Genomic DNA, 26,826 nt, shown 5'->3' with positions numbered 1-26,826 from the left:
TCAATGTGGACTTTTCTGCCGTCTTTATAGACACTTTCGTTACCCGCCAAAATGCGCATGATTGCCGCTTCTGATGAGAAAAATGTTGAATGGAGCGGGTCTGGAAGTATCCAGCCATCGGCAACACGGCGTAAGCGTCAGTACCGTTGACAGAAAATTCAATATGGACAATTGGTTTCCCTCAATGTCCTCTGGGAGTGCTGGAATTATGGCTGAAACGCAAAACGATCCCCTGCTGCCGGGCTATTCGTTTAACGCGCATCTGGTGGCGGGTTTAACCCCTATTGATGCGGATGGTTACCTCGATTTTTTCATCGACCGGCCGCTGGGAATGAAAGGCTATATTCTCAATTTGACGATCCGCGGCGAAGGGGTGATTAACAATCACGGCAAACAATTTGTCTGCCGCCCCGGCGATATCGTCCTGTTTCCCCCTGGCGAAATTCACCACTATGGTCGTCACGCGGATGCCAAAGAGTGGTATCACCAGTGGGTTTATTTTCGCCCTCGCGCCTACTGGCATGAATGGCTGAGCTGGCCGACCATCTTCGGTCAGACCGGGTTTTATCGCCCGGACGACGCCCATCAGGCGCGCTTTGCTGAATTGTTCGGTCAGATTATCGATGCCGGGCAGGGGGCCGGGCGTTACTCCGAACTGCTGGCGATCAACCTGCTGGAACAGCTGCTGTTGCGGCGGATGGCGGCGATTAACGAATCTCTGCTCCCGCCGATGGATAACCGGGTGCGCGATGCCTGCCAGTACATCAGCGATCATCTGGCCGATCCCCATTTTGAAATCGCGCGCGTCGCCCAGCACGTCTGTCTGTCGCCGTCACGCCTGTCTCATTTGTTTCGTCAGCAACTGGGCGTCAGCGTGCTTAGCTGGCGTGAAGACCAGCGCATCAGCCAGGCGAAACTGTTGCTCAGCACCACCCGCATGCCGGTGGCAAGCGTTGGCCGTAATGTCGGCTTTGAAGATCAGCTCTATTTTTCGCGCGTTTTTAAGAAATGTACGGGCGCCAGCCCGAGCGAGTTCCGGGCCGGCTGTGAATAAGCCGTCGGGCAGGGAGAGAAGCGGACGCGCAGGGGCGCCATGGTGTATTATTTTGTTACAGGAAAGTAACGGCATAGCTTGACTCATCACCGAGTCCCTTTGAGAATCCCTGACTCCCTAAACTACCGGACGCGTTATGCAGGCACTGCTGGAGCACTTTATTACTCAATCAGCGATCTGGTCGCTCATCGCTGTCGCGCTGGTGGCCTTTCTTGAGTCGCTGGCGCTGGTCGGACTGATCCTGCCGGGCACGGTCATGATGGCGGGTCTCGGGGCGTTGATCGGTAGCGGCGAAGTTAATTTCTGGCAGGCGTGGATGGCGGGGATCGTCGGTTGTCTGCTCGGCGACTGGATTTCGTTCTGGCTGGGGTGGCGGTTTAAAAAGCCGCTGCACCGCTGGTCCTTCATGAAAAAGAACAAAGCGTTGCTTGATAAAACCGAGCATGCATTGCATCAGCACAGCATGTTCACGATTCTGGTCGGCCGTTTCGTCGGGCCGACGCGCCCGCTGGTACCGATGGTGGCTGGCATGCTGGATCTGCCCGTTGCCAAATTTGCGTTGCCCAACATTATTGGTTGCCTGTTCTGGCCGCCGCTCTATTTCATGCCGGGGATCCTGGCGGGGGCGGCGATCGACATTCCGTCTGATATGCAAAGTGGCGGCTTTAAGTGGCTGCTGTTGCTGACGGCGGTATTGCTGTGGCTGGCGGCATGGCTGTGCTGGCGGCTGTGGCGCAGCGGCAAATCGGGCACTGACCGCCTGAGCCATTATCTGCCTCGTACCCGACTGCTGTGGCTGGCGCCGTTGCTGTCAGGCGTTGGCGTAGTGGCGCTGGTAGCGGCGATCCGCCATCCCTTGATGCCAGTTTACTTCGATATTCTGACCCACGTCGTCAGCCGCTAACGGGCGATCCCAAGGAGTGACGAGGCACTGGCTTTTCCGCTCAGCAAATCGTCCGTTGCGCCATCCCAGGCAATGCGTCCGTCAGCAACTACCAGCGAACGCGGCGCGATCCGCGCAGCATCTTCCACACTGTGCGATACCATCAGCAACGTAATCTGCTGGCGCTGGCAGACGTTGCCGACCAGCGTCAGCATCTCCTGACGCAGCGCCGGATCGAGGGCGGAGAACGGCTCATCCAGTAACAATACCGGCTGCTCGCGCACCAGGCAGCGCGCCAGTGCCGCACGCTGACGCTGACCGCCGGAGAGCTCGCCCGGCAGGCGTTCCAGCAACGATTCAATCCCCATCTGACCGGCAATCACCTCCAGCTTACGCTGCTGTTCGGCCGTCAGTCGCAGCCCCGGGTTTAACCCAAGACCAATGTTTTGCCGCACGGTCAGATGGCTGAAGAGGTTATTTTCCTGAAACAGCATCGACACCGGGCGGCGTGAAGGAGGCGTGTCAGTATGCGGCTGATTTTCGATAATAATCGACCCTCGCACAGGCGTGAGAAAACCGGCGATTAAATTCAATAGTGTACTTTTCCCCGCGCCGCTTGGCCCCAGCACTGCGACCTGCTCACCCTGCTGGACAGAGAGCGTGAAGCGCATCGGCAGATGCTGATAAAGCCAGGTGACATCATTCAGTTTTAACATCGCGCCCCGGTAGTTTTTCAATGACGGTAAACAACAGAAAACAGAGGATCAGCAACAACAGGGCGGTGACTGCCCCGTCCTGGCTACGGTAGGCGCCAATCTGCTGATAAAGATAATAAGGGAGCGTGCGAAACGTCTCGTTGCCGAACAGGGCCACAACGCCGAAATCGCCGATCGACAACACACAGGCAAATGCCAGCGCCTGCGCAACAGGGCGTTTCAGCGCCCGCAGTTCGACTATCCGCAAACGGGTAAATCCGCTGAGCCCCAGCGACTGACACAGCGTGTTATATCGGGCGGTCAGGTCGCGCATCGGTGTTTCCAGCACTTTCAGGGCGTAAGGTATCGCCATCAGCGCATTGGTGAAAATCACAATGCTGTCGGCAGATTCCGGTAATCCCACCGTAGTGTTGAGCAGCAGAAAGAAACCGGTCGCCAGCACGATACCGGGCATAGCGAGGATCAGCATGCCGCTAAGCTCCATCGCCTGACCGGCCAGGGCATGGTTGCGAAGGCGCAGTTCGCGGCTGCTCCACAGCAACATCAGCGTGAGAATAACGCACAGCACACCCGCTGACAGGGCGATACGCAGCGACGTCCACAGCGCCTGCCACATCACCGGCAGTGCCAGTACCTCCAGCACGTTGCGGTTAAGCCCGTCGATAATCACCGCGAAGATCGGCGGCAGCAGAAGCAGTAGCGCGAGGACGATCAACAACGTGTCGGTGATTCGACTCCACCACCTATCGTCCGGATCGCGCCAGCCGCCCAGTTGTGAGTGGCCGACGGCGATCGCTTTACTCAGCCGCTGGCTCAGCAACACCAGTCCCAGACAGCAGATCATCTGCAACACCGCCAGCATCGCCGCTCGGCCGGGATCGTAATCAAAATTCAGCGCCTGGTAGATTGCCAGTTCGATGGTGGTTGCCTGCGGGCCGCCGCCCAGTGACAGCACGGTAGCGAAACTGGCAAAGCAGAGCATGAAGATAAGGGCCGCCACGGGCGGGATCTGCCGCCGCAGCCAGGGCCATTCCACCAGGCGAAAAAAATCCCTGCCACGCATGCCGAGTTGTGCGGCAATCTGCCGCTGCTCGCCGGGGATCTGCTCCAGCGCCTGTAACAGCAGACGGGTCGCCATCGGCATATTGAAAAAAATGTGCGCCAGCAGAATGCCCTGTAATCCGTAGGGTGAAAAGGTCCACTCCCACCCGGCGGCGTGGAACAGCCCGGCCAGCCAGCCCTGACGGCCATACACGCTGAGGATGCCGAATACTGCCACCAGTACGGGTAAGATTAGCGTCATCGCGCATAACCGCAGCAGCGCGGCACGCCCGGGGAAACGCCGGCGGTACAAGGCACGGGCGAGGAAAATGGCGGGGGTGACGGAGAGTACGGCAGACAAGAATGCCTGCCAGAGCGAAAAACGCACCACGTGCCATAAATAGCTGTCCTGTAGCAATTGTAACCAGGACGCGGCAGGCGCATTCAGCCATAGCGCAAAAAAGGCCGCCAGCGCCACGGCGATCATCATGATCGCCGCCGTGAGCCCCGGGAGTAGCCAGCCAGCAATCACTGGCTGACGGCGCGTTGCCATGTGCTGATCCACTGTTGACGCTCCGCCGCCACCTGTTGCGGCGTGAATTGTAGCGTGGTTTGCGGTTTAACCAGTTGGTCGAAACCGGCGGGCAGCGTGACGTCCGTGACCGGGTACATCCAGTTACCGGTCGGGATCGCCTTCTGGAAGCCCGGTGAGACCATAAATTTCAGGAACTGTTCAGCCAGCTTCGGCTGCTTGCCGGAGGCGGTGCGCGCCGCCACTTCCACCTGCAAATAATGACCTTCCGTAAACGCTGCTGCGGCGAAGTTATCTTTTTTCTCTTCGATGATGTGATACGCCGGAGAGGTGGTGTAGCTCAGCACCAGATCACTTTCGCCTTTCAGGAACAGGCCGTAGGCCTCACTCCAGCCTTTGGTCACCGTGACCGTTTTCGCTGCCAGTTTCTGCCAGGCGTCCGGCGCTTTATCGCCATAGACTTTTTGCATCCACAGCAGCAGCCCCAGCCCCGGGGTGCTGGTGCGTGGATCCTGGTAGATCACGCGCCATTTCTGATCGCTTTCAACCAGCTCTTTCAGGCTTTTCGGCGGGTTTTTCAGTTTGTTTTTGTCGTAAACAAACGCGAAGTAGCCGTAGTCGAACGGTACGAAGGTTTCATCATTCCAGCCGCCAGGCACGTTTACGCTTTGTGCCGGGACGCCGCTTTTTTCGAACAGTCCGGTTTGCGTCGCCGCATTTAGCAGGTTGTTATCAAGGCCCAGCACCACATCTGCTTTGCTGTTTTTTCCTTCCATCCGCAGGCGGTTAAGCAGGGAGACACCATCTTCCAGCGTGACGTATTTCAGTTCACAGTTACAGTCGGCTTCGAAGGCTTTCTTGACCGCCGGACCGGGGCCCCAGTCAGCGGAGAAAGAGTCATAGGTATAAACGGTGAGTACAGGTTTGGCGAAGACGGGCGCGGCAAGCAGCGCCAGCAATGGCAGACATTTTTTTAACACTTTGCACCTCAAAGAAAGAGTGGCAAAGGATTTTGAGCAAAGCCTCAAATCCCTTCGCCGGCGTTATCCGGATCAGGTTCGACGGGTATTTTCTCAGCCTGTTTCAGCACCCCGTTGAGAACGCTTTAGTGTAATGATTTTGTAAGTATTCTGAAAGCGTCAGGGTTCCGGCGGCGCAAACCAGGCTGATTTAAAGTCGAACCAGCCCAGCGTATTCATGCGCACCCCGCGCATACTGCGCTGGCCCTGAATCATTAACCAGTGATGAATCAACGGGATAATGGCTCGTTGCTGCACCAGTTGCTGGCTCCAGTGCGCCTGATTCATCTCCCCCGCGCGCCAGCGAGCGGCCTCTTTGTCCCATTCTGCGGGAATACAGTTCTGAAACAGCGGCACTTCAAAAAGGTGGGCGAACAGGGAGAAATCCAGCGGCAGCGTGAAGTTTGCGCTGTTGAGCCACATGTCGCTCACGACTTCGCCACGGTGCCACTCTTCGTAATCCAGCTCCTGAATCTCAAGTTTAACCTGATGCTGCGCCAGCAAGTGCGCCATGATATTGGCGATGTAATGATGCTCAATATGTTCGCGGTAATAGCTGAGCGTTAGCACTTCAAGACCCGCCGGTTTTTCGCCCTGACCGGGGCGGGCATGATGCCAGCGGGGCAGCATGCCGTACGCCGGAAACCAGTAACCCTGATACTGTTCGTCAGCGTGAAAAACCAGGCTGGCGGGAGAGAGGATCTGGCTTATCCACTGCCGTACATCCTGACGCGCGCCTTTTCGCGACCGCGCATCAAACAGCATGTAGTAACACCCTTCTTCCAGACGGCTCTCCACCGCTTTTTCGCCCTCGGTCGGCCCTTCCAGCGTCAACCCACAGGTCAGCTCTTCGCTGATTTCCGGCAATACCCAGACGTTAACTTCGTCGATCAACGCCCGGTAGCCAAAGTAATCATCAAAGGCATGGATTTTAAGCTGGTTCTGGTTGTTGCGGGCGACGGCGTAGGGGCCAGTGCCGACCGGATTCGAAGAGAAATGGGGCAGCGACTCCCACTCTTTTGGCAGGATCATCGCCGGGATATGCCCCAGCAGCCAGGGAAGCCAGCGGTCGGGCTGCGTCAGATGGATGTCCAGCGTCCAGGCGGTGGGAGAGACGATCTGCGTGATGTGGGAATAGAGAGGCAGTTTATTGATTCGCTGAAGCGAGGTGATGACGTCGTCGATGTCCAGTTCGCGTCCGTGATGAAAATGGATGCCGGGACGCAGGAAAAAACGCCAGTGCAACGGCGAAAGCTGTTGCCAGTGGTGCGCGATATCCGCTTCCAGTTCCCCATTTTCCTCATTTATGCGCGTCAGGGCGCTGAAAATCTGCCTCGCGATATGCGTTTCCGAGCGGCGCAGCGGTGTGCCGGGCAGTAAATTGCGCATGGGGCGGTAGTACAGGACACGCAGAATATGCCTGCCCTGACGAAAACTGCGCCCAAGGTGCGACACCAGCATCTGGCGGACGGTGGCTTTATCTCCCACCAGTTGCACCAGTTGATCAATACGATCCTGCTCCAGCAGATCTTCTGCGCGCTGCTGTTGCAGCGCCAGCCCGGTATAGAGGAATGTCAGCCGCGAGCGCTTGCCGCGTCCGGCTTCCGCCTCCCACGTCAGCCAGCCGCGCTCTTCCATGGTATTCAACAGCGTACGCATGTGACGGCGCGAACAGCTGAGTAATTCAGCCAGCTCATTGAGTGTGGTTTCCTGCGATTTACCGTCGCAGCACTGCCATAAACGGATGAACTGTTGTTGCAAGCGAGCAGAAGACATAAAAGGGGAACTCCTGACAAAAACTCAGCAATTTATTAATCCCTATATTAAGCCAATAATGGTTTTCGATGAAGCGAGGAGGTGATTATGCAGGAGTCATCCACACGCCAGTTTTATCGCCAGTATTTTTTGGCGACGCAGGGAGCGTCATGGCTGGCCCGCCAGGTAGCAGGAGCGCGGTTGAAAATGCTCGAGGAACTGATGCAGTGGGAAGTTACAAAACCGACTTCTGATTCTCATTGACTTGCCCTTATCATGTGTGACTGAGTATTGGTGCTACATTGCCACGCCAGCAGATGTTTTCTGCTGGCTTTTTTCGTACCCCTTTTTCCGGTTAAGGATGATCCATGCTGTGGTTATTGACGATGGGGCGACGCCTCAACGGTGTCTATGCCGCTTTCATGCTGGTGGCATTTATGATGGGCATTGCAGGGGCATTGCAGGCACCGACGCTGAGTCTCTTTCTGAGCCGCGAAGTGGGCGCGCAGCCTTTCTGGGTCGGTCTGTTTTATACCGTTAACGCCATCGCCGGGATTCTGGTCAGCCTGTGGCTGGCAAAACGTTCTGACAGTCAGGGCGACCGCCGCAAATTAATCCTGTTCTGCTGCCTGATGGCCGTCGGCAACGCGCTGCTGTTCGCGTTTAACCGTCATTATCTGACGCTGATTACCTGCGGCGTGCTGCTGGCATCGCTGGCGAATACCGCGATGCCGCAGCTGTTCGCGCTGGCGCGGGAGTATGCGGATAGCTCAGCACGCGAGGTGGTAATGTTCAGTTCCGTCATGCGTGCCCAGTTGTCGCTGGCATGGGTGATTGGTCCGCCGCTGGCGTTCATGCTGGCGCTGAATTACGGCTTCACCATCATGTTTTCCATCGCTGCCGCTATTTTCGCGCTGAGCCTGGTGCTGGTAGCCATGGTACTACCGTCGGTGGCGAGAGTGGAACAACCGGCCGACGTCGCCGTGACGCAAATCAGCGGCTGGAACGATAAAAACGTCCGCATGCTATTTATTGCGTCCACATTGATGTGGACCTGCAACACCATGTACATCATTGATATGCCACTGTGGATCAGCAGCGAACTGGGGCTACCTGACAGCCTTGCGGGCGTATTGATGGGCACTGCGGCGGGGCTGGAGATTCCGGCGATGATCCTTGCCGGATATTACGTCAAACACTTCGGCAAACGGCGGATGATGATCACCGCAGTGATGGCCGGGGTGTTGTTTTATATTGGCCTTATCCTGTTCCACAGCCATACGGCACTGTTACTGTTACAAGGGTTTAACGCCATTTTTATCGGTATTATCGCCGGTATCGGCATGCTGTGGTTTCAGGACCTGATGCCAGGACGCGCGGGTTCTGCGACCACGCTGTTTACTAACAGTATCTCTACGGGCGTGATCCTCGCCGGGGTGATTCAGGGGGCGCTGGCACAAAGCTACGGCCATGGCCGCGTGTACTGGGCGATTGCCGCGATTTCGCTGGTGACGCTGTTTCTCACCGCTCGCGTGAAGGATGTGTGACTTCTGGCATTTACTGGCCCGCTGCGGCGGGCCAGTCATCTCATCACCCCATAAACGCAGGTTGTTTGTTCTCGTAAGCGGCGATGGCATCTTCATGCTGCAGCGTCAGACCAATGCTGTCGAGGCCGTTCAGCATGCAGTGACGGCGGAAGTCGTCAATCTTAAAGCTGTAGGATTTATCGCCCGCTTTGACGACCTGTGCTTCCAGGTCCACTTCAAACGTAATACCCGGATTTGCTTTCACCAGTGCGAACAGCTCATCGACCTGCGCATCACTCAGGGTGACGGGCAGCAACTGGTTGTTGAAGCTGTTGCCATAGAAAATATCCGCGAAGCTCGGGGCGATGACCACTTTAAAACCGTAATCCGTTAATGCCCACGGCGCATGCTCGCGTGACGAACCGCAGCCGAAGTTTTCCCGCGCCAGCAAAATGGACGCGCCTTTGTATTGCGGGAAATTGAGCACGAACTCAGGATTCGGCTGCTGGCCTTTATCGTCCAGAAAACGCCAGTCGTTGAACAGATGGGCGCCAAAGCCAGTGCGTGTGACCTTTTGCAAAAATTGCTTCGGGATGATCGCGTCGGTATCGACGTTGGCGGCATCTAAAGGAACCACCAGGCCCGTGTGTTGGGTAAATTTCTCTGCCATGTGGATGCTCCTTATTTGATGCTGCGAATGTCGGCGAAATGGCCGGAGACAGCAGCGGCTGCCGCCATTGCCGGACTTACCAGGTGGGTGCGACCACCACGGCCCTGACGACCTTCAAAGTTACGGTTGCTGGTGGAGGCGCAACGTTCGCCAGGATTCAGACGATCGTTGTTCATCGCAAGGCACATCGAACAGCCCGGTAACCGCCACTCAAAACCCGCCTCTATGAAGATCTTATCCAGCCCTTCGGCTTCCGCCTGGGTTTTGACAGGGCCGGACCCCGGCACTACCAGCGCCTGTACGCCCGGTGCCACTTTCCGCCCTTTAGCGACTTCTGCGGCGGCACGCAAATCTTCGATGCGCGAGTTGGTGCAGGAACCGATAAAGACCTTGTCGATCGCCACTTCCGTCAGTGGAATACCGGGCTTGAGGCCCATATAGGCCAGCGCTTTTTCGGCTGATGCACGTTCAACCGGGTCGGCAAAAGAGGCCGGATCGGGAACGGCGTCGGTAACGGAAATCACCTGACCCGGGTTGGTGCCCCAGGTTACCTGCGGCGCAATGTCTTCTGCCTGCAGCGTCACGACGGTATCAAACTGCGCGCCGTCATCGGTATTCAGCGTTTTCCAGTAGGCTACCGCGTCGTCAAAATCTTTGCCTTTCGGCGCATGCAGACGGCCTTTCACATAGTTGAAGGTGGTGTCATCTGGCGCCACCAGGCCCGCTTTCGCACCCATCTCGATAGCCATATTACACAGAGTCATACGGCCTTCCATGCTTAACGCCTGGATAGCTTCGCCGCAAAATTCCACGACGTGACCGGTACCGCCTGCACTGCCGGTTTTCCCGATGATTGCCAGCACGATATCTTTTGCCGTGATCCCCGGCGCCGCTTTCCCTTTCACTTCGATCTTCATGGTTTTCGCCCGACCCTGCTTCAGGGTTTGCGTCGCCAGAACATGTTCCACTTCAGAGGTGCCGATACCGAACGCCAGCGCACCAAACGCACCGTGGGTGGCGGTGTGGGAGTCGCCGCACACGATGGTCATGCCTGGCAGAGTAATGCCCTGTTCTGGCCCCATCACATGAACAATCCCCTGATACGGGTGATTCAGGTCATACAGTTCAACGCCGAACTCGTTGCAATTTTTAATCAGCTCCTGCATCTGAATGCGCGCCATCTCGCCGGAGGCATTGATGTCTTTGGTTTGCGTGGAGACGTTGTGGTCCATCGTCGCAAAGGTTTTTCCTGGCTGACGCACAGGGCGGTTGTGCGCGCGCAAGCCGTCAAATGCCTGCGGTGACGTCACTTCATGCACCAGATGACGGTCGATGTAGAGCAGCGGGGTCTCGTCTGGCGCCTCATAAACCACGTGAGCATCAAATACTTTTTCGTATAACGTTTTCGCCATGATTACACCCCTTCTGCGACATAGCGGGCAATAATGTCACCCATTTCATTGGTACTGACCGCCGCACCACCGCGCGCTAAGTCGCCGGTACGGACACCTTCTTCTAACGCGCGATTAATGGCATTTTCAATAGCCACTGCTGCATCGTCTGCGCCCAGGCTGTAACGCAGCAGCAAAGCCAGCGACAGGATCTGCGCAATCGGGTTGGCAATGTTCTTCCCGGCGATATCCGGCGCGGAGCCACCCGCCGGTTCGTACAGACCAAATCCTTGCTCATTCAGACTGGCTGACGGCAGCATGCCCATCGAGCCGGTGATCATCGCGCACTCATCTGACAGGATGTCGCCAAACAGGTTGGAACACAGCAGCACGTCAAACTGCGACGGATCTTTAATCAATTGCATGGTGGCGTTATCGATATACATGTGCGTCAGCTTAACGTCGGGGTATTCACGGGCGATTTCGTTAACAATCTCACGCCACAAAATAGAGGATTGCAGCACGTTGGCTTTATCGATGGACGTGACGTTGTGGCGACGCTTACGGGCCGACTCAAAGGCGATACGGGCAATACGCTCAATTTCAAAACGATGATACACCTCGGTATCGAAGGCTTTTTCATACTGACCGCTGCCTTCACGACCTTTCGGCTGACCGAAATAAATTCCGCCCGTCAGTTCACGGACGCACAGAATATCGAAGCCCTGCGCGGCGATGTCGGCGCGCAGCGGGCAGAACTCTTCCAGCCCCTGATACAGCCTGGCCGGACGCAAGTTACTGAACAGTTTAAAGTGTTTACGCAACGGCAACAGCGCGCCACGCTCAGGCTGTTCGGCTGGCGGCAGATGCTCCCATTTTGGGCCGCCCACGGAGCCAAACAGCACCGCATCGGCATTTTCACAGCCTTCAACCGTCGCCTGTGGCAGCGGCGTACCCTGTTTGTCGATAGCAATGCCACCGACGTCATAGTGGCTGGTGGTGATCCGCATTGCAAAACGCTGACGAACGGCATCCAGTACCTTCAGGGCTTGCGCCATCACTTCCGGGCCAATGCCGTCACCCGGTAAAACGGCAATATGGTAATTCTTCGACATCACACGGTTTCCTTGTTGTTCTCATTATTCTGAGCTTTGCGTTGCAACTCTTTTTCGACTTCGGCAGCACGCCAGATGCTATTCAGGACGTGAACCATTGCTTTGGCGGAAGATTCCACGATGTCTGTCGCCAGACCCACCCCGTGGAAGCGTCTGCCATTGTAATTCGCCACGATATCGACCTGGCCCAGCGCGTCTTTCCCCTGGCCTTTGGCGCTCAGGCCATACTTGACCAGTTCGATGTTGTAGTTAGTGATACGGTTAATCGCCTGGTAGATAGCATCCACCGGACCATTGCCATTCGCCGCTTCGGCTTTGATCTCATCGCCGCAGGCCAGCTTGACGGAGGCAGTGGCGATATCGCTGGAACCGGACTGGACGCTGAAGTAGTCCAGACGGAAGTGCTCTGGCTCTTCCTGCTGTTTATTGATAAACGCCAGTGCTTCCAGGTCGTAATCAAAAACCTGGCCTTTTTTATCTGCCAGTTTCAGGAACGCATCGTACAGATGGTCCATGTTGTAATCGGTCTCTTTGTAGCCCATCTCTTCCATGCGATGTTTCACCGCCGCACGGCCGGAACGGGAAGTCAGGTTCAACTGCACCTGGTTCAGACCAATCGATTCCGGCGTCATGATTTCGTAGTTTTCACGATTCTTCAGCACACCGTCCTGATGGATGCCGGAAGAGTGGGCGAACGCGCCGGTACCGACAATCGCTTTGTTGGCAGGAACTGGCATATTGCAGATCTGGCTGACAGTCTGGCTGGTGCGCCAGATTTCATGGTGATTGATGTTGGTGTGCACGTTCATGATGTCTTTGCGCACTTTGATGGCCATGATCACTTCTTCCAGCGAGCAGTTCCCGGCGCGCTCGCCGATACCGTTCATCGCCCCTTCAACCTGACGTGCACCCGCATGCACCGCAGCAATAGCGTTACCGACAGCCAGGCCTAAATCGTCATGGGTATGCACCGAGATAATCGCTTTATCGATATTCGGCACGCGATCATACAGGCCAGTAATAATGTTGGCGAACTCAAACGGCATGGTGTAGCCGACAGTGTCCGGAATATTAATGGTTCTTGCCCCGGCATTGATTGCGGCTTCAACCACGCGCGCCAGATCCTCAATCGGCGTACGACCGGCGTCTTCACACGAGAATTCCACATCGTCGGTGTAATTGCGCGCGCGCGTTACCATATAGATGGCGCGCTCAATGACCTCGTCCAGCGTACTGCGCAGCTTGGTGGCGATATGCATGGGGGAGGTGGCAATAAAAGTGTGGATCCGGAACGCTTCGGCGACTTTTAATGATTCCGCCGCAACATCAATATCTTTCTCCACACAACGCGCCAGTGCGCAAACACGGCTATTTTTCACCTGGCGGGCGATGGTCTGCACCGATTCAAAATCACCCGGTGAAGAGACCGGAAACCCGACTTCCATCACGTCTACGCCCATACGTTCGAGGGCCAAAGCAATCTGCAGCTTCTCTTTTACGCTCAGACTTGCCTGTAATGCCTGTTCACCGTCACGTAAGGTGGTATCAAAAATAACGACTTGCTGGCTCATGGTTTAGGTCCTTGATTGTCTTTGGCGCCTTGCTACGAGCATAAAAAAACCCGCGCAATGGCGCGGGTTTGATTCGTGACCGGAAGATGACTTATCGCAAAACGTCGCCCACCAGACTACCGCGCACAGAAGAGGCGTTTAGTAGTAGTAGGCTGGTGAAACGTGACGTGCGATTCATTAATGTCATACTCCAGATGAATTCGGTATGCTTTTAGTGGTACTGGATACGCCGTTTGATGTCAACCCCCCGGCCATGAAAACCAACCTGATGAATGGCGGCATTTAGAGTGTTGCTTTAGCTTATTGTGCTAACGTGGCCATCGCAGCCAGAATAACACAACACGTCTTCGAGACATTTTTCATGTTTTGAATCAATTTTAGAATTTTGCTTGCAATTAGCGGGCAGAAAAACAGCTATGAGCGATAATTATATCTGTATGATTATTTGAGATTTATTCATCATGAAAATAAGTCTCAAAAAAGACTTTTATTAACTTGATAAATAATTGTTAATTAAACATCGCTTCACTAAATATACATTTTAGTTTTACTACATTTCTAATGTGTTTCGAGTTCATTGATTATTGACTTAGTTTATGAGTAAACTTAACTCATTAAGTGATTACTATGATTTTCAGACTCGGATGGCAGTATTTCGCACATTACGGTCTGCTGTCATTGGTGTTCCTTTATGTTTTCCTAATTTTTATTATTTCTCTTTTGTATATTTTATATGCATGGTAAATCATATTGTCAGAATTTATTATTGCATTAATGCAAAGGGAGTTTAGTGTGACTGTGGAGTTAGAAATGCCCGTGGAAAAAATTGAGCGCCAGTCAAGACAGCTGGAGGTGACAAAACCACAGCTTCGCATGGTGGATTTAAATTTATTAACCGTTTTTGACGCGGTTATGCAGGAGCAAAATATTACGCGTGCGGCACAGATGCTGGGAATGTCGCAGCCTGCTGTGAGCAACGCTGTCGCGCGACTCAAAGTGATGTTTAACGATGAACTGTTTGTGCGTTATGGCCGTGGTATTCAGCCAACGGCAAGAGCGTATCAGCTGTTTGGGGCCGTTCGCCAGGCATTGCAACTGGTGCAAAATGAGTTGCCGGGGTCTGAATTCGAACCTGTCAGTAGCGAGCGCATTTTTAATCTCTGTGTCTGCAGTCCGCTGGATAACTTTTTGACCTCGCTTATTTTTAATCGGGTCAGGGATATCGCACCAAATATCCACCTGGTCTTTAAATCTTCCCTTAATAAGGATACCGAGCATCAATTGCGCTACCAGGAAATAGAATTTGTTCTGGGATATGAAGAGTTTCGCCGACCGGAATTTTCCTGCACGCCGCTTTTTAAAGACGAAATGGTATTAGTCGCCAGTCGTAAACACCCGCGTCTCAGCGGTCCGCTTAAAGAAAGTGATGTGTATAAAGAAGAACATGCCGTGGTTTCTCTCGAACGTTACGCATCATTTAGCCAGCCATGGTATGACACAGCCGATAAACAATCCTGCATTGCTTATCAGGGAATGGCATTAACCAGCGTGTTGAATGTCGTGTCGCAAACACAGATGGTGGCAATCGCGCCGCGCTGGCTTGCAGAAGAGTTTTCCGACTCGCTGGATCTCCAGTTATTACCGCTGCCGTTAAAACTCAATAGCCGAACCTGTTATCTCTCCTGGCATGAGGCGGCTGGTCGGGATAAAGGACATCAGTGGATGGAAGAGCTGCTGACCTCTATTTGTCTGCGATAATAACCGTAATAACAAGCAGAGCGCATTGTCGCTCTGTTTGTTTTGCAAGAGAGAAAATAAACAGCATTTTATTCTGTTTATTCCTGTGCGTTTCTCTTTGTGCCTGGCAAAAAATGGATCATTTCCTGTTCTTTTCCCGTAATCCCGAGTAATTACCATTCTCTTTTCGCATAGCTGAAGCTTTTCACCATTTTCATCGCGCTTCCTTTGTATTTCGTCTTTTTCGCCAGGCACTCTTACGGCCGGGCCGAATTGCCTGCCTGAAAGTGAGCGGTTATGTTAATTGGATATGATTACCGGCGGACGTTTTCGTCTCGCCAGATGCGCGTGTGGAAATGAATTCTGCATCGCCAAACAGAGCCTGGAGGCAAGTCATGGAGATGTTGTCTGGAGCCGAGATGGTTGTCCGATCGCTTGTCGATCAGGGCGTAAAGCAAGTGTTCGGCTACCCCGGTGGGGCTGTCCTTGATATCTACGATGCGTTACATACCCTCGGCGGTATCGAACATGTGCTGGTACGGCACGAGCAGGCAGCGGTGCATATGGCCGACGGACTGGCGCGTGCGACCGGGGAAGTGGGCGTGGTGCTGGTCACTTCAGGCCCAGGTGCGACCAATGCGATTACCGGCATTGCGACAGCCTATATGGATTCAGTCCCGCTGGTGGTGCTGTCTGGTCAGGTCGCGACGTCGCTCATCGGTTACGATGCCTTTCAGGAGTGCGACATGGTGGGGATTTCCCGCCCGGTGGTGAAACACAGCTTCCTGGTCAAACAAACCGAAGATATCCCCGGCGTGCTGAAAAAAGCCTTCTGGCTGGCGGCCAGTGGTCGTCCGGGACCGGTGGTGGTTGATCTGCCAAAAGATATTCTTAATCCGCAGAATAAGTTGCCGTACGCCTGGCCGGAAACGGTGAGCATGCGCTCTTACAACCCGACGACAACTGGCCATAAAGGACAGATTAAGCGCGCGCTGCAAACGCTGGTGGCGGCAAAAAGGCCGGTGGTCTATGTCGGTGGCGGGGCGATTAATGCTGAATGTGGCGAGTCGCTCAAGGCGCTGACAGAAAAACTCAATCTTCCGGTGGCTTCTTCTTTAATGGGGCTTGGCGCGTTTCCCGGGACGCATCGACATTCGCTGGGCATGCTTGGCATGCACGGGACGTACGAAGCGAACATGACGATGCATCATTCTGATGTGATTTTTGCAGTTGGCGTACGATTTGATGACCGCACCACCAACAATCTGGCTAAATATTGTCCGGATGCCACCGTGCTGCACATTGATATCGACCCTACATCGATCTCTAAAACCGTGCCAGCGGATATCCCGATTGTTGGTGATGCCCGGTTGGTGCTGGAACAAATGCTTGAACTTCTGGAACAGGAAGAGACCGTACAGCCGCTGGATGATATCCGCGACTGGTGGCAGCGAATCGAGCAATGGCGCGCCCGGCAGAGTCTGAAATATGACACGCAAAGCCCGACGATTAAGCCACAGGCAGTCATTGAAACGCTCTGGCGGCTGACTGACGGAGATGCGTATGTCACCTCAGATGTGGGTCAGCATCAGATGTTCGCTGCGCTCTATTACCGGTTTGATAAACCGCGTCGCTGGATCAACTCCGGCGGTCTCGGCACCATGGGTTTTGGCCTGCCCGCCGCGCTTGGCGTGAAAATGGCGCTGCCTGACGAAACAGTGATCTGCGTGACCGGCGACGGCAGTATTCAGATGAACATTCAGGAATTGTCGACGGCGCTACAGTACGAATTGCCAGTGCTGGTCGTGAACCTGAACAATCGATATCTCGGCATGGTGAAACAGTGGCAGGACATGATCTACTCGGGTCGCCACTCGCAATCCTATATGAAGTCTCTGCCAGACTTTGTGGCGCTGGCCCAGGCCTATGGGCACGTCGGTATTCAGATCAACCAGCCCGACGAACTGGAAGCGAAGCTGGCGCAAGCGCTGGAGACGGTGCGCAACCAACGGCTGGTGTTTGTCGATGTCACTGTTGATGGAAGTGAACACGTTTATCCGATGCAAATTCGCGGTGGCGGAATGGATGAAATGTGGCTGAGCAAAACGGAGAGAACCTGAATATGCGCCGGATATTATCAGTATTACTGGAAAACGAATCGGGCGCCTTGTCGCGCGTCATTGGTCTCTTTTCGCAGCGAGGCTATAACATTGAAAGCCTGACCGTCGCCCCGACGGATGACCCGACTCTCTCGCGTATGACGATTCAGACTGTCGGTGACGAGCAGGTCATTGAACAGATCGAGAAACAGCTGCACAAACTGGTGGATGTATTGCGGGTAAGCGAGCTGGGGCAGGGTGCGCATGTCGAGCGTGAGATCATGCTGGTCAAAGTGCAGGCCAGCGGATATGGTCGCGAAGAGGTGAAACGCAACACGGAGATTTTCCGTGGGCAAATTATCGACGTCACGCCGTCTATCTATACCGTTCAACTGGCCGGTACCAGCGATAAGCTTGATGCGTTTCTTGCCACATTGCGTGATGTGGCGCGAATTGTTGAAGTGGCCCGCTCCGGGGTGGTCGGTCTTTCCCGCGGTGAGAAGATCATGCGATAAGCCCCACTGATGAATTAAAAAATAGCCTGACGTCGCCAGTCAGGCTTTTTTTTTGCGAATCCAGTGGGAAGAGTCAATAAAAGCGGTTGCCGCAGTTATCATTCTGCGCTTAGATGTTAATAAATTTTACCCATACCTTCGCGAAGGTTATGGATTGTACAAGTTAAGCAAGGGGCAATTGTGAAACTGGATGAAATCGCCCGGCTTGCCGGTGTCTCCCGCACGACGGCGAGCTATGTGATTAACGGTAAAGCCAAGCAGTATCGCGTGAGTGATAAGACCGTCGAAAAAGTGATGGCCGTGGTGCGAGAGCACAACTACCATCCGAACGCGGTGGCTGCCGGGCTACGTGCAGGACGCACGCGTTCTATTGGCCTGGTGATCCCCGATCTGGAAAACACCAGCTATACCCGTATCGCCAATTACCTGGAGCGTCAGGCGCGTCAGCGTGGTTATCAGTTGCTGATTGCCTGTTCGGAAGATCAACCGGATAACGAAATGCGCTGTATTGAGCATCTGTTACAGCGGCAGGTCGATGCCATTATTGTTTCAACCTCCTTGCCGCCAGAGCATCCTTTCTATCAGCGCTGGGCGAATGACAATTTCCCGATTGTGGCGCTCGATCGCGCACTCGATCGCGAACACTTCACCAGCGTCGTCGGTGCTGATCAGGATGATGCCGAGATGCTGGCTGCTGAGCTGCGTAAATTCCCGGCGGAAACCGTCCTCTATCTTGGCGCGCTGCCGGAACTCTCCGTCAGTTTCCTGCGTGAGCAGGGATTCCGTACCGCCTGGAAAGACGATCCGCGTGAAGTGAATTATCTGTACGCGAACAGTTATGAGCGCGAAGCTGCCGCTCAGTTGTTTGATAAATGGCTGGAAACGAACCCGATGCCGCAGGCGCTGTTCACCACGTCTTTTGCGCTCTTGCAGGGGGTGATGGATGTGACACTGCGCCGCGAAGGGAAACTGCCGCCGGAGCTGGCCATCGCCACCTTTGGCGATCACGAACTGCTGGATTTCCTGCAATGCCCGGTGCTGGCGGTTGCTCAGCGTCACCGCGATGTCGCCGAGCGCGTGTTAGAAATCGTGCTGGCGAGTCTTGATGAACCGCGTAAACCGAAGCCGGGACTGAGTCGTATCCGTCGTAATCTGTATCGCCGCGGAAGCCTGAGCCGTCGTTAAGCGAATAACCGATGCGGTAATGAAAAAAAGTAAGGGATTATTTGATATTCAGATAATTCCTTAGTTTTTCCAGGGATCTAATTCAAATCGGGTTAATTCTCACCAGAAAAGAGATCCTGGCCAGTTCCAAAAGAATATTATTGTATTATTTTGTTACACCCTCCGCGGATTTGCCCAATTAACAAACACTTCTCTGGCAAACCTATCGCCACACCCGCCATCCCGCCGAAAAAGGGCGGCTCCCTGAGCGCAGAAGGGCTGTTAACGCGTCCGGGAATGTCCTAAAATGCCGCGCACGTCGCAAACTGACACTTTATATTTTCGCTCGATGATATTGAGTTTCTTTTAACGAGCATGAACAGATTTGTTTTTTTTCTTACAACTATTCATAGCGTTAATTTGCCTCGTTTGGTGGACATAAATTAAACAGGGCGAATATCTGCCGCCATTATTGGGTTTTTTAACTCTGTTAGCGTCAGTGCTGGCTTGACAAGCTTTTCCTCCGCTCCGTAAACTCTTTTAGGTGGGAATTTGTGGGTGAAAGTGGAGAAAAGGGGTGAGGCTGGCATGTTCCGTGGGGCAACGTTAGTCAATCTCGACAGCAAGGGTCGTTTATCGATACCCACGCGGTATCGCGATCGGCTGGTCGAAAACGCTTCCGGTTTAATGGTTTGCACCATTGACATCCATCACCCATGCCTGCTGCTTTACCCACTTCCCGAATGGGAAATTATCGAGCAAAAACTGTCGCGCCTGTCGAGCATGAATCAGGCCGAGCGCCGCGTACAGCGTTTGCTGCTTGGACATGCAAGCGAATGTCAGATGGATAACGCCGGTCGTTTACTGATTGCACCGGTTTTACGGCAACACGCCGGGCTGACCAAAGAAGTGATGCTGGTCGGGCAGTTCAACAAATTTGAGCTGTGGGACGAAACGACCTGGTATCAACGGGTCAAGGAAGATATAGACGCTGAGCAGTCCGCATCCGGAGAGCTGTCGGATCGGCTGCAGGATTTGTCCTTATAAATGATGGAAAACTTTAAACATACGACGGTACTTCTGGACGAGGCCGTGAATGGCCTGAATATTCGTCCTGATGGTATCTACATCGATGGCACCTTTGGTCGCGGCGGTCATTCGCGACTGATTCTTTCGCAACTGGGCGCGGAAGGACGTCTGCTGGCTATCGATCGGGATCCGCATGCGATCGCCGAAGCACAACGTATCGACGATCCCCGCTTTTCCATTATCCATGGTCCTTTTTCTGCGCTGGGCGACTACGTTGCCGGGCGCGATCTTACTGGCAAGATCGACGGCATTCTCCTCGATCTTGGTGTCTCTTCACCGCAACTTGATGATGCTGAGCGTGGTTTCTCCTTTATGCGTGACGGTCCGCTGGACATGCGCATGGACCCGACACGCGGGCAATCCGCCGCAGAATGGCTGCTGAATGCCGACGAAGCCGACATCGCCTGGGTGATCAAAACCTTTGGCGAAGAACGTTTCGGCAAACGCATTGCCCGCGCCATTGTGGAGCGAAATCGCGAACAGCCGATGACCCGCACCAAAGAGCTGGCTGACGTGGTGGCGGCGGCAACACCGGTGAAAGACAAATTCAAACATCCCGCGACCCGTACCTTCCAGGCGGTGCGCATCTGGGTGAACAGTGAACTGGAGGAGATAGAGCAGGCGCTAAAGAGCTCGATCGACGTGCTGGCCCCGGGTGGGCGGCTTTCCGTCATCAGTTTCCACTCGCTGGAAGACCGTATTGTGAAACGCTTTATGCGTGAGCAAAGCCGCGGTCCTCAGGTTCCGGCAGGGCTTCCGATGACAGAAGAGCAACTCAGGAAGCTGGGTGGCCGTCATTTTCGGGCATTAGGCAAGATGTTGCCGGGCGAAGATGAAGTGGCAGAGAATCCACGCGCTCGTAGTTCAGTGCTGCGTATCGCAGAAAGGACGAACGCATGATCAGCAGAGTGTCAGAGGCCTTAAGCAAAGTAAAAGGATCGATTGGAAGCAACGAGCGCCATGCCTTGCCTGGCGTGATCGGTGACGATCTTTTGCGGTTTGGGAAGCTGCCACTCTGCTTGTTCATTTGCATCATTGTGACCGCGGTGACGGTCGTGACGACGGCGCACCATACGCGCCTGTTGACCGCGCAACGCGAACAAATGGTTCTGGAACGCGACGCTCTGGATATCGAGTGGCGCAATCTGATCCTCGAAGAAAACGCGCTCGGCGATCACAGCCGGGTTGAGCGGATCGCGACAGAAAAGTTGCAAATGCAGCATGTCGATCCGTCACAAGAAAATATCGTGGTACAGAAATAAGGATTACAGCGACGCATGAAAGCAGCGGCAAAGACGCTAAAACCAAAACGTCAGGAAGAACAGGCCAACTTTATCAGTTGGCGTTTTGCGTTGCTTTGCGGTTGTATCCTGCTGGCGTTGGCGTTCCTGCTGGGCCGTGTAGCCTGGTTGCAGATCGTGAATCCGGACATGCTGGTACGTCAGGGCGACATGCGTTCCCTGCGCGTTCAGGAAGTCGCGACCTCCCGCGGCATGATCACCGACCGTTCCGGTCGTCCGTTGGCGGTCAGCGTGCCGGTGAAAGCGATCTGGGCAGATCCTAAAGAATTACATGATGCAGGCGGGATCAGCCTTGATAACCGCTGGAAGGCGCTCGCTGATGCACTGAAAATACCGCTGGATCAACTGGCATCGCGGGTGAATGCGAATCCGAAAGGACGTTTTATTTATCTGGCGCGTCAGGTTAACCCGGACATGGCGGATTACATCAAAAAACTGAAGTTACCGGGGATTCATCTGCGTGAAGAATCTCGCCGCTATTATCCGTCAGGCGAAGTGACCGCTCACCTCATCGGCTTCACTAACGTCGACAGCCAGGGGATTGAGGGGGTCGAGAAGAGCTTTGACAAGTGGCTGACCGGTCAACCGGGCGAGCGTATCGTGCGCAAAGACCGTTACGGTCGCGTTATTGAAGATATCTCTTCAACCGACAGCCAGGCCGCGCACAACCTGGCGTTGAGCATTGATGAACGTCTGCAGGCGCTGGTTTACCGCGAACTGAATAACGCTGTGGCGTTCAACAAAGCGGAGTCAGGTAGCGCGGTACTGGTGGACGTGAACACTGGCGAAGTGCTGGCGATGGCGAACAGCCCGTCGTACAACCCGAACAACTTCACTGGTACAGCGAAAGACGCGATGCGTAACCGGGCGATCACCGACGTATTTGAACCAGGTTCAACAGTAAAACCGATGGTCGTGATGACGGCGTTGCAACGCGGAATCGTCAACGAAAACAGCGTCCTGAACACCATTCCATACCGAATTAACGGCCACGAAATCAAAGACGTGGCGCGCTACAGCGAATTAACCCTGACCGGGGTATTACAGAAGTCGAGTAACGTCGGTGTCTCCAAACTGGCGTTAGCGATGCCGTCCTCAGCGTTAGTAGATACTTACTCACGTTTTGGGCTAGGAAAGGCGACCAATTTGGGGTTGGTCGGAGAACGCAGTGGCTTATATCCTCAAAAACAACGGTGGTCTGACATAGAGAGGGCCACCTTCTCTTTCGGCTATGGGCTAATGGTAACCCCGTTACAGTTAGCGCGAGTCTACGCAACCATCGGCAGCTATGGCATCTATCGGCCGCTGTCGATTACTAAGGTTGATCCTCCGGTTCCGGGTGAGCGAGTCTTCCCGGAACCGATCGTTCGTACCGTCGTCCACATGATGGAAAGCGTTGCACTGCCTGGCGGCGGTGGCGTGAAAGCGGCGATCAAAGGCTATCGCATCGCGATTAAAACCGGTACGGCGAAAAAAGTAGGGCCTGATGGCCGCTACATCAACAAATATATTGCTTACACCGCGGGCGTTGCGCCAGCGAGCCAGCCGCGCTTTGCGCTGGTCGTGGTTATCAACGATCCACAGGCAGGTAAATACTACGGTGGCGCCGTTTCTGCGCCGGTGTTTGGTGCCATCATGGGCGGCGTCTTACGCACCATGAACATTGAACCGGATGCGCTGGCAACAGGCGAGAAAAGTGAATTTGTGATTAATCAAGGCGAGGGAACAGGTGGCAGATCGTAATTTGCGCGACCTTCTTGCTCCGTGGGTGCCGAACGCACCGGAGCGAGCACTGCGAGAGATGACGCTCGACAGCCGTGTGGCTGCTTCGGGCGATCTCTTCGTTGCGGTGTTGGGTCATCAGGCGGACGGGCGTCGATATATCCCGCAGGCGATTGCGCAAGGTGTTGCTGCCATTATTGCTGAGGCAAAAGATGAAGCCGCCGATGGCGAAATCCGTGTAATGCACGGTGTTCCGGTGATCTACCTCAGCCAGTTAAACGAGCGTTTATCCGCGCTTGCCGGACGTTTTTATCATGAGCCTTCCGACCATCTGCGTCTGGTAGGCGTAACCGGCACCAACGGGAAAACCACCACCACGCAACTGCTGGCGCAATGGGCGCAACTGCTCGGCGAAACCAGTGCTGTGATGGGTACTGTGGGTAATGGTCTGCTCGGAAAAGTGGTGCCGACGGAAAACACCACCGGCTCCGCTGTTGACGTGCAGCACGTGCTGTCAGGTCTGGCAGGGCAGGGGGCCACCTTCGCTGCGATGGAAGTCTCTTCCCACGGTCTGGTGCAGCATCGCGTGGCGGCGCTGAAATTTGCCGCCTCAGTGTTTACCAACCTGAGCCGTGACCATCTCGATTATCACGGCGACATGGAACATTACGAAGCGGCGAAATGGCTGCTTTATTCCACACACCACTGCGGTCAGGCGATTATCAACGCCGATGACGACGTGGGCCGTCGCTGGCTGGCAAAATTGCCGGATGCCGTTGCGGTGTCGATGGAAGATCATATTAACCCGAACTGTCATGGTCGCTGGCTGAAGGCGACCGCCGTGAATTATCACGACAGCGGCGCCACTATCGAGTTTGCATCCAGCTGGGGCAACGGTGAAATCGAAAGCCGTCTGATGGGCGCTTTTAACGTCAGCAACCTGTTGCTGGCGTTGGCGACGCTGCTGGCGCTGGGTTACCCGCTGGCGAGCTTGCTGAAAACGGCGGCGCGTCTGCAACCGGTTTGCGGGCGCATGGAAGTGTTTACTGCACCGGGTAAACCCGCGGTAGTGGTGGATTACGCCCATACGCCGGATGCGCTGGAGAAAGCGCTGGAAGCGGCGCGTCTGCACTGCGCGGGCCACCTGTGGTGCGTCTTTGGCTGTGGTGGCGATCGCGACAAAGGCAAACGTCCGTTAATGGGAGCGATTGCCGAACAGTTTGCCGATATTGTGGTGGTTACTGATGACAACCCACGCACCGAAGAGCCACGGGCCATTATCAACGATATTCTGGCTGGCATGGTCGATGCCGGGCGCGCGATAGTCAAAGAGGGTCGCGCGGAAGCGGTCACGAACGCCATCATGCAGGCCAAAGAGAACGATGTGGTTCTGGTCGCTGGCAAAGGCCATGAAGATTATCAAATCGTGGGTACTCGTCGTCTGGACTATTCTGACCGCGTTACCGCAGCGCGTCTGCTGGGAGTGGTCGCATGATCAGCGTGACGCTACGCCAACTGGCCGATGTTCTGCGCGGCGAACTGCATGGACAGGATCTGACGATTGACGCCGTAACCACCGATACGCGCCAGCTGACGGCGGGTTGTCTGTTTGTGGCGCTGAAAGGCGAACGATTTGACGCCCACGATTTTGCCGACCAGGCCAAAGCTGGCGGTGCTGGTGCGTTACTGGTCAGCCGTAAACTGGACTGTGAATTGCCGCAGGTCGTGGTGAAAGATACACGCCTGGCGTTTGGCGAACTCGGCGCCTGGGTGCGCCAGAATGTACCGGCGCGCGTGGTGGCGCTGACCGGTTCATCCGGAAAAACCTCTGTGAAAGAGATGACGGCGGCGATCCTCAGTCAGTGTGGAAATACGCTTTATACCGCCGGGAACCTCAATAATGACATCGGCGTGCCGATGACCTTGTTGCGCCTGACGAAAGCACACCAGTTTGCAGTGATTGAACTGGGAGCGAACCACCAGGGTGAAATCGCCTGGACCGTGGGTCTGACGCGCCCGGAGGCGGCACTGGTCAATAACCTGGCAGCGGCGCACCTGGAAGGGTTTGGCTCACTGGCGGGTGTGGCAAAAGCCAAAGGTGAGATTTATACCGGTCTGTCAGAAAACGGCATCGCCATTATGAATGCTGATAACAATGACTGGCTGAACTGGCAGAGTGTGATTGGTGACCGTAAAGTCTGGCGTTTTTCCCCGAATGCGGCGAACAGCGATTTTACCGCCACCAACATTCATGTGACCAGTCACGGTACGGAGTTCACACTGCAAACGCCGAACGGCAGCACCGATGTTCTGTTGCCGCTGCCGGGACGTCACAATATCGCCAACGCGCTGGCGGCAACGTCACTGGCGATGGCGGTCGGCGCGGATCTTCAGGCGATAAAAGCGGGGCTGGCAAGTTTAACATCAGTGCCGGGGCGTCTGTTCCCGATCCAACTGGCAGAGAACAAGCTGTTGCTGGATGACTCCTATAACGCCAACGTCGGTTCAATGACGGCGGCGGTGCAAGTGTTATCGGAAATGCCAGGCTACCGTGTTCTGGTGGTCGGCGATATGGCGGAACTGGGCGCTGAAAGTGAAGCCTGCCATGTTCAGGTCGGTGAAGCAGCAAAGACCGCCGGTCTCGATCGCGTGCTGAGCGTGGGCAAACTGAGCCAGGCGATCAGCAATGCCAGCGGTGTGGGCGAACATTTTGCCGAGAAAGCCTCTTTGATTGCCCGTCTTCGCGGCATCGTAGAAGAAAAACAAATGATAACTATTTTAGTGAAGGGTTCACGTAGTGCCGCCATGGAAGAGGTAGTACGCGCATTACAGGAGAACGGGACATGTTAGTGTGGCTGGCCGAACATTTGGTCAAATATTATTCCGGCTTTAACGTCTTTTCCTATCTGACGTTTCGCGCCATTGTCAGCCTGCTGACTGCGCTGTTCATCTCATTGTGGATGGGCCCGCGCATGATTGCCCGTCTGCAAAAACTGTCCTTTGGCCAGGTGGTTCGTAACGACGGTCCGGAATCGCACTTCAGCAAGCGCGGTACGCCAACGATGGGCGGGATTATGATCCTCACCGCGATTGTGGTGTCTGTGCTGCTGTGGGCTTACCCGTCCAACCCGTACGTCTGGTGCGTGCTGGTTGTGTTAGTCGGCTACGGCATCATCGGCTTTGTCGATGACTACCGCAAAGTGGTGCGCAAAGACACCAAAGGGCTTATCGCCCGCTGGAAATATTTCTGGATGTCGGTGATTGCGCTGGGTGTGGCGTTCGCGCTGTACCTCGCCGGTAAAGACACGCCTGCCACCGAACTGGTGGTGCCGTTCTTTAAAGACGTCATGCCGCAACTGGGGCTGTTTTATGTGCTGCTGGCGTACTTTGTCATCGTGGGTACTGGCAACGCCGTCAACCTGACCGATGGCCTCGATGGGCTGGCCATTATGCCGACGGTGTTTGTCGCGGGAGGCTTTGCGCTGGTGGCGTGGGCGACAGGTAACATGAACTTCGCCAGCTACCTGCATATTCCGTATTTACGCCATGCCGGCGAACTGGTGATTGTCTGTACGGCGATTGTCGGCGCCGGTTTAGGATTTTTGTGGTTTAACACCTACCCGGCCCAGGTTTTCATGGGCGATGTCGGTTCTCTGGCACTGGGCGGCGCGCTGGGCATTATCGCCGTGCTGCTGCGTCAGGAGTTCCTGCTGGTCATTATGGGTGGTGTGTTCGTAGTGGAAACCCTGTCGGTCATTCTGCAGGTAGGCTCCTTTAAATTGCGCGGTCAGCGCATCTTCCGTATGGCGCCGATTCACCACCACTATGAACTGAAAGGCTGGCCAGAACCGCGCGTTATCGTGCGCTTCTGGGTGATTTCGCTGATGCTGGTCCTGATTGGTCTGGCAACGCTGAAGGTACGTTAA

General features: G+C 54.9%; 24 protein-coding genes and 1 riboswitch. Of the genes, 15 read left to right on the top strand and 9 right to left on the bottom strand.

Going from position 1 to position 26,826, the window contains the following annotated elements; all coding sequences use genetic code 11:
* Positions 1 to 208: 208 nt before the first annotated feature.
* Together araC and GTGU_RS08220 are read left to right on the top strand one after the other, a co-directional pair.
* Positions 209 to 1,054: an arabinose operon transcriptional regulator AraC gene (gene araC, locus GTGU_RS08225; protein WP_038155683.1), complete on the top strand. Its 846-nt coding sequence runs from the start codon at positions 209 to 211 to the stop codon at positions 1,052 to 1,054.
* A gap of 136 nt (positions 1,055 to 1,190) precedes the next feature.
* Positions 1,191 to 1,958, top strand: a complete 768-nt coding sequence (locus GTGU_RS08220) for a DedA family protein (protein ID WP_038155673.1) — start codon at positions 1,191 to 1,193, stop codon at positions 1,956 to 1,958.
* On the opposite strand, the gene thiQ is transcribed toward GTGU_RS08220, so the two are convergent.
* The 4 genes from thiQ to sgrR all read right to left on the bottom strand — a co-directional run bounded on the left by thiQ (position 1,955) and on the right by sgrR (position 7,021).
* Complete coding sequence (thiQ, locus tag GTGU_RS08215; RefSeq protein WP_038155672.1) at positions 1,955 to 2,653, bottom strand: thiamine ABC transporter ATP-binding protein ThiQ; 699 nt, start codon at positions 2,651 to 2,653, stop codon at positions 1,955 to 1,957. The two genes, GTGU_RS08220 and thiQ, sit on opposite strands and share 4 nt — an antisense overlap.
* The gene (thiP, locus tag GTGU_RS08210; protein WP_038155671.1) at positions 2,637 to 4,247 is read right to left on the bottom strand and encodes a thiamine/thiamine pyrophosphate ABC transporter permease ThiP; all 1,611 of its coding nucleotides are present in this window, start codon (positions 4,245 to 4,247) and stop codon (positions 2,637 to 2,639) included. Before thiP ends, thiQ begins: the two co-directional genes overlap by 17 nt.
* Complete coding sequence (thiB, locus tag GTGU_RS08205; RefSeq protein ID WP_038155666.1) at positions 4,223 to 5,206, bottom strand: thiamine ABC transporter substrate binding subunit; 984 nt, start codon at positions 5,204 to 5,206, stop codon at positions 4,223 to 4,225. The genes thiP and thiB overlap by 25 nt, the downstream gene beginning before the upstream one ends.
* Before the next feature lie 31 nt (positions 5,207 to 5,237).
* A riboswitch (TPP riboswitch) is annotated at positions 5,238 to 5,330 on the bottom strand.
* 35 nt (positions 5,331 to 5,365) lie between these two features.
* Positions 5,366 to 7,021: an HTH-type transcriptional regulator SgrR gene (sgrR, locus tag GTGU_RS08200; RefSeq protein ID WP_038155664.1), complete on the bottom strand. Its 1,656-nt coding sequence runs from the start codon at positions 7,019 to 7,021 to the stop codon at positions 5,366 to 5,368.
* A gap of 87 nt (positions 7,022 to 7,108) precedes the next feature.
* Here sgrR and sgrT point away from each other — a divergent pair, with 87 nt between their 5' ends.
* Both sgrT and GTGU_RS08195 read left to right on the top strand, forming a co-directional pair.
* Positions 7,109 to 7,264, top strand: a complete 156-nt coding sequence (gene sgrT / locus GTGU_RS24445; protein WP_072011932.1) for a glucose uptake inhibitor SgrT — start codon at positions 7,109 to 7,111, stop codon at positions 7,262 to 7,264.
* A gap of 104 nt (positions 7,265 to 7,368) precedes the next feature.
* Complete coding sequence (locus GTGU_RS08195) at positions 7,369 to 8,547, top strand: sugar efflux transporter (RefSeq protein WP_038155663.1); 1,179 nt, start codon at positions 7,369 to 7,371, stop codon at positions 8,545 to 8,547.
* 43 nt (positions 8,548 to 8,590) lie between these two features.
* Here the strand turns inward: GTGU_RS08195 and leuD are convergent, their stop codons facing one another.
* The 5 genes from leuD to leuL all read right to left on the bottom strand — a co-directional run bounded on the left by leuD (position 8,591) and on the right by leuL (position 13,451).
* Entirely contained in the window at positions 8,591 to 9,196 is a 606-nt protein-coding gene (gene leuD, locus GTGU_RS08190) for a 3-isopropylmalate dehydratase small subunit (RefSeq protein ID WP_038155655.1), read from the bottom strand.
* Between the two features lie 11 nt (positions 9,197 to 9,207).
* The gene (gene leuC, locus GTGU_RS08185) at positions 9,208 to 10,608 is read right to left on the bottom strand and encodes a 3-isopropylmalate dehydratase large subunit (RefSeq protein ID WP_038155654.1); all 1,401 of its coding nucleotides are present in this window, start codon (positions 10,606 to 10,608) and stop codon (positions 9,208 to 9,210) included.
* Between the two features lie 2 nt (positions 10,609 to 10,610).
* A complete protein-coding gene (gene leuB, locus GTGU_RS08180) occupies positions 10,611 to 11,702 on the bottom strand; it encodes a 3-isopropylmalate dehydrogenase (RefSeq protein ID WP_038155653.1) in 1,092 nt (363 codons plus the stop codon).
* On the bottom strand, positions 11,702 to 13,273 hold the full coding sequence (leuA, locus tag GTGU_RS08175) for a 2-isopropylmalate synthase (RefSeq protein WP_038155652.1): 1,572 nt from the start codon (positions 13,271 to 13,273) through the stop codon (positions 11,702 to 11,704). The genes leuB and leuA overlap by 1 nt, the downstream gene beginning before the upstream one ends.
* Before the next feature lie 91 nt (positions 13,274 to 13,364).
* Positions 13,365 to 13,451 (bottom strand): leu operon leader peptide, encoded by an 87-nt coding sequence (leuL, locus tag GTGU_RS27000; protein WP_156964099.1) that lies wholly within the window; start codon positions 13,449 to 13,451, stop codon positions 13,365 to 13,367.
* 632 nt (positions 13,452 to 14,083) lie between these two features.
* Between leuL and leuO the strand changes: the two genes are divergently transcribed.
* From leuO to mraY, 11 genes are all read left to right on the top strand, one after another.
* Positions 14,084 to 15,031 (top strand): transcriptional regulator LeuO, encoded by a 948-nt coding sequence (leuO, locus tag GTGU_RS08170; RefSeq protein ID WP_038155651.1) that lies wholly within the window; start codon positions 14,084 to 14,086, stop codon positions 15,029 to 15,031.
* Between the two features lie 374 nt (positions 15,032 to 15,405).
* On the top strand, positions 15,406 to 17,130 hold the full coding sequence (gene ilvI, locus GTGU_RS08165) for an acetolactate synthase 3 large subunit (protein ID WP_038155650.1): 1,725 nt from the start codon (positions 15,406 to 15,408) through the stop codon (positions 17,128 to 17,130).
* Between the two features lie 2 nt (positions 17,131 to 17,132).
* Positions 17,133 to 17,624: an acetolactate synthase small subunit gene (ilvN, locus tag GTGU_RS08160; RefSeq protein ID WP_038155649.1), complete on the top strand. Its 492-nt coding sequence runs from the start codon at positions 17,133 to 17,135 to the stop codon at positions 17,622 to 17,624.
* Positions 17,625 to 17,804: 180 nt separating this feature from the next.
* Positions 17,805 to 18,809 carry a catabolite repressor/activator gene (gene cra / locus GTGU_RS08155; RefSeq protein WP_038155648.1) on the top strand — a complete coding sequence of 335 codons (1,005 nt, stop codon included), beginning with the start codon at positions 17,805 to 17,807 and terminating at the stop codon, positions 18,807 to 18,809.
* Positions 18,810 to 19,376: 567 nt separating this feature from the next.
* Positions 19,377 to 19,835, top strand: coding sequence for a division/cell wall cluster transcriptional repressor MraZ (mraZ, locus tag GTGU_RS08150; protein ID WP_038155647.1), 459 nt, complete (start codon positions 19,377 to 19,379; stop codon positions 19,833 to 19,835).
* Complete coding sequence (gene rsmH / locus GTGU_RS08145; RefSeq protein ID WP_038155645.1) at positions 19,836 to 20,777, top strand: 16S rRNA (cytosine(1402)-N(4))-methyltransferase RsmH; 942 nt, start codon at positions 19,836 to 19,838, stop codon at positions 20,775 to 20,777.
* Positions 20,774 to 21,139 carry a cell division protein FtsL gene (gene ftsL / locus GTGU_RS08140; protein ID WP_038155644.1) on the top strand — a complete coding sequence of 122 codons (366 nt, stop codon included), beginning with the start codon at positions 20,774 to 20,776 and terminating at the stop codon, positions 21,137 to 21,139. The genes rsmH and ftsL overlap by 4 nt, the downstream gene beginning before the upstream one ends.
* A gap of 15 nt (positions 21,140 to 21,154) precedes the next feature.
* The gene (ftsI, locus tag GTGU_RS08135; RefSeq protein ID WP_038155643.1) at positions 21,155 to 22,921 is read left to right on the top strand and encodes a peptidoglycan glycosyltransferase FtsI; all 1,767 of its coding nucleotides are present in this window, start codon (positions 21,155 to 21,157) and stop codon (positions 22,919 to 22,921) included.
* The gene (murE, locus tag GTGU_RS08130; protein WP_038155642.1) at positions 22,908 to 24,395 is read left to right on the top strand and encodes a UDP-N-acetylmuramoyl-L-alanyl-D-glutamate--2,6-diaminopimelate ligase; all 1,488 of its coding nucleotides are present in this window, start codon (positions 22,908 to 22,910) and stop codon (positions 24,393 to 24,395) included. Before ftsI ends, murE begins: the two co-directional genes overlap by 14 nt.
* The gene (gene murF, locus GTGU_RS08125) at positions 24,392 to 25,750 is read left to right on the top strand and encodes a UDP-N-acetylmuramoyl-tripeptide--D-alanyl-D-alanine ligase (RefSeq protein WP_038155641.1); all 1,359 of its coding nucleotides are present in this window, start codon (positions 24,392 to 24,394) and stop codon (positions 25,748 to 25,750) included. The genes murE and murF overlap by 4 nt, the downstream gene beginning before the upstream one ends.
* Positions 25,744 to 26,826 (top strand): phospho-N-acetylmuramoyl-pentapeptide-transferase, encoded by a 1,083-nt coding sequence (gene mraY, locus GTGU_RS08120; protein WP_038155638.1) that lies wholly within the window; start codon positions 25,744 to 25,746, stop codon positions 26,824 to 26,826. Before murF ends, mraY begins: the two co-directional genes overlap by 7 nt.

This window comes from Trabulsiella guamensis ATCC 49490 (assembly GCF_000734965.1).
GTDB lineage: Bacteria > Pseudomonadota > Gammaproteobacteria > Enterobacterales > Enterobacteriaceae > Trabulsiella > Trabulsiella guamensis.
Note: the sequence above shows the minus strand (reverse complement) of the source record. Positions and strands in the feature narration are given on the sequence as shown.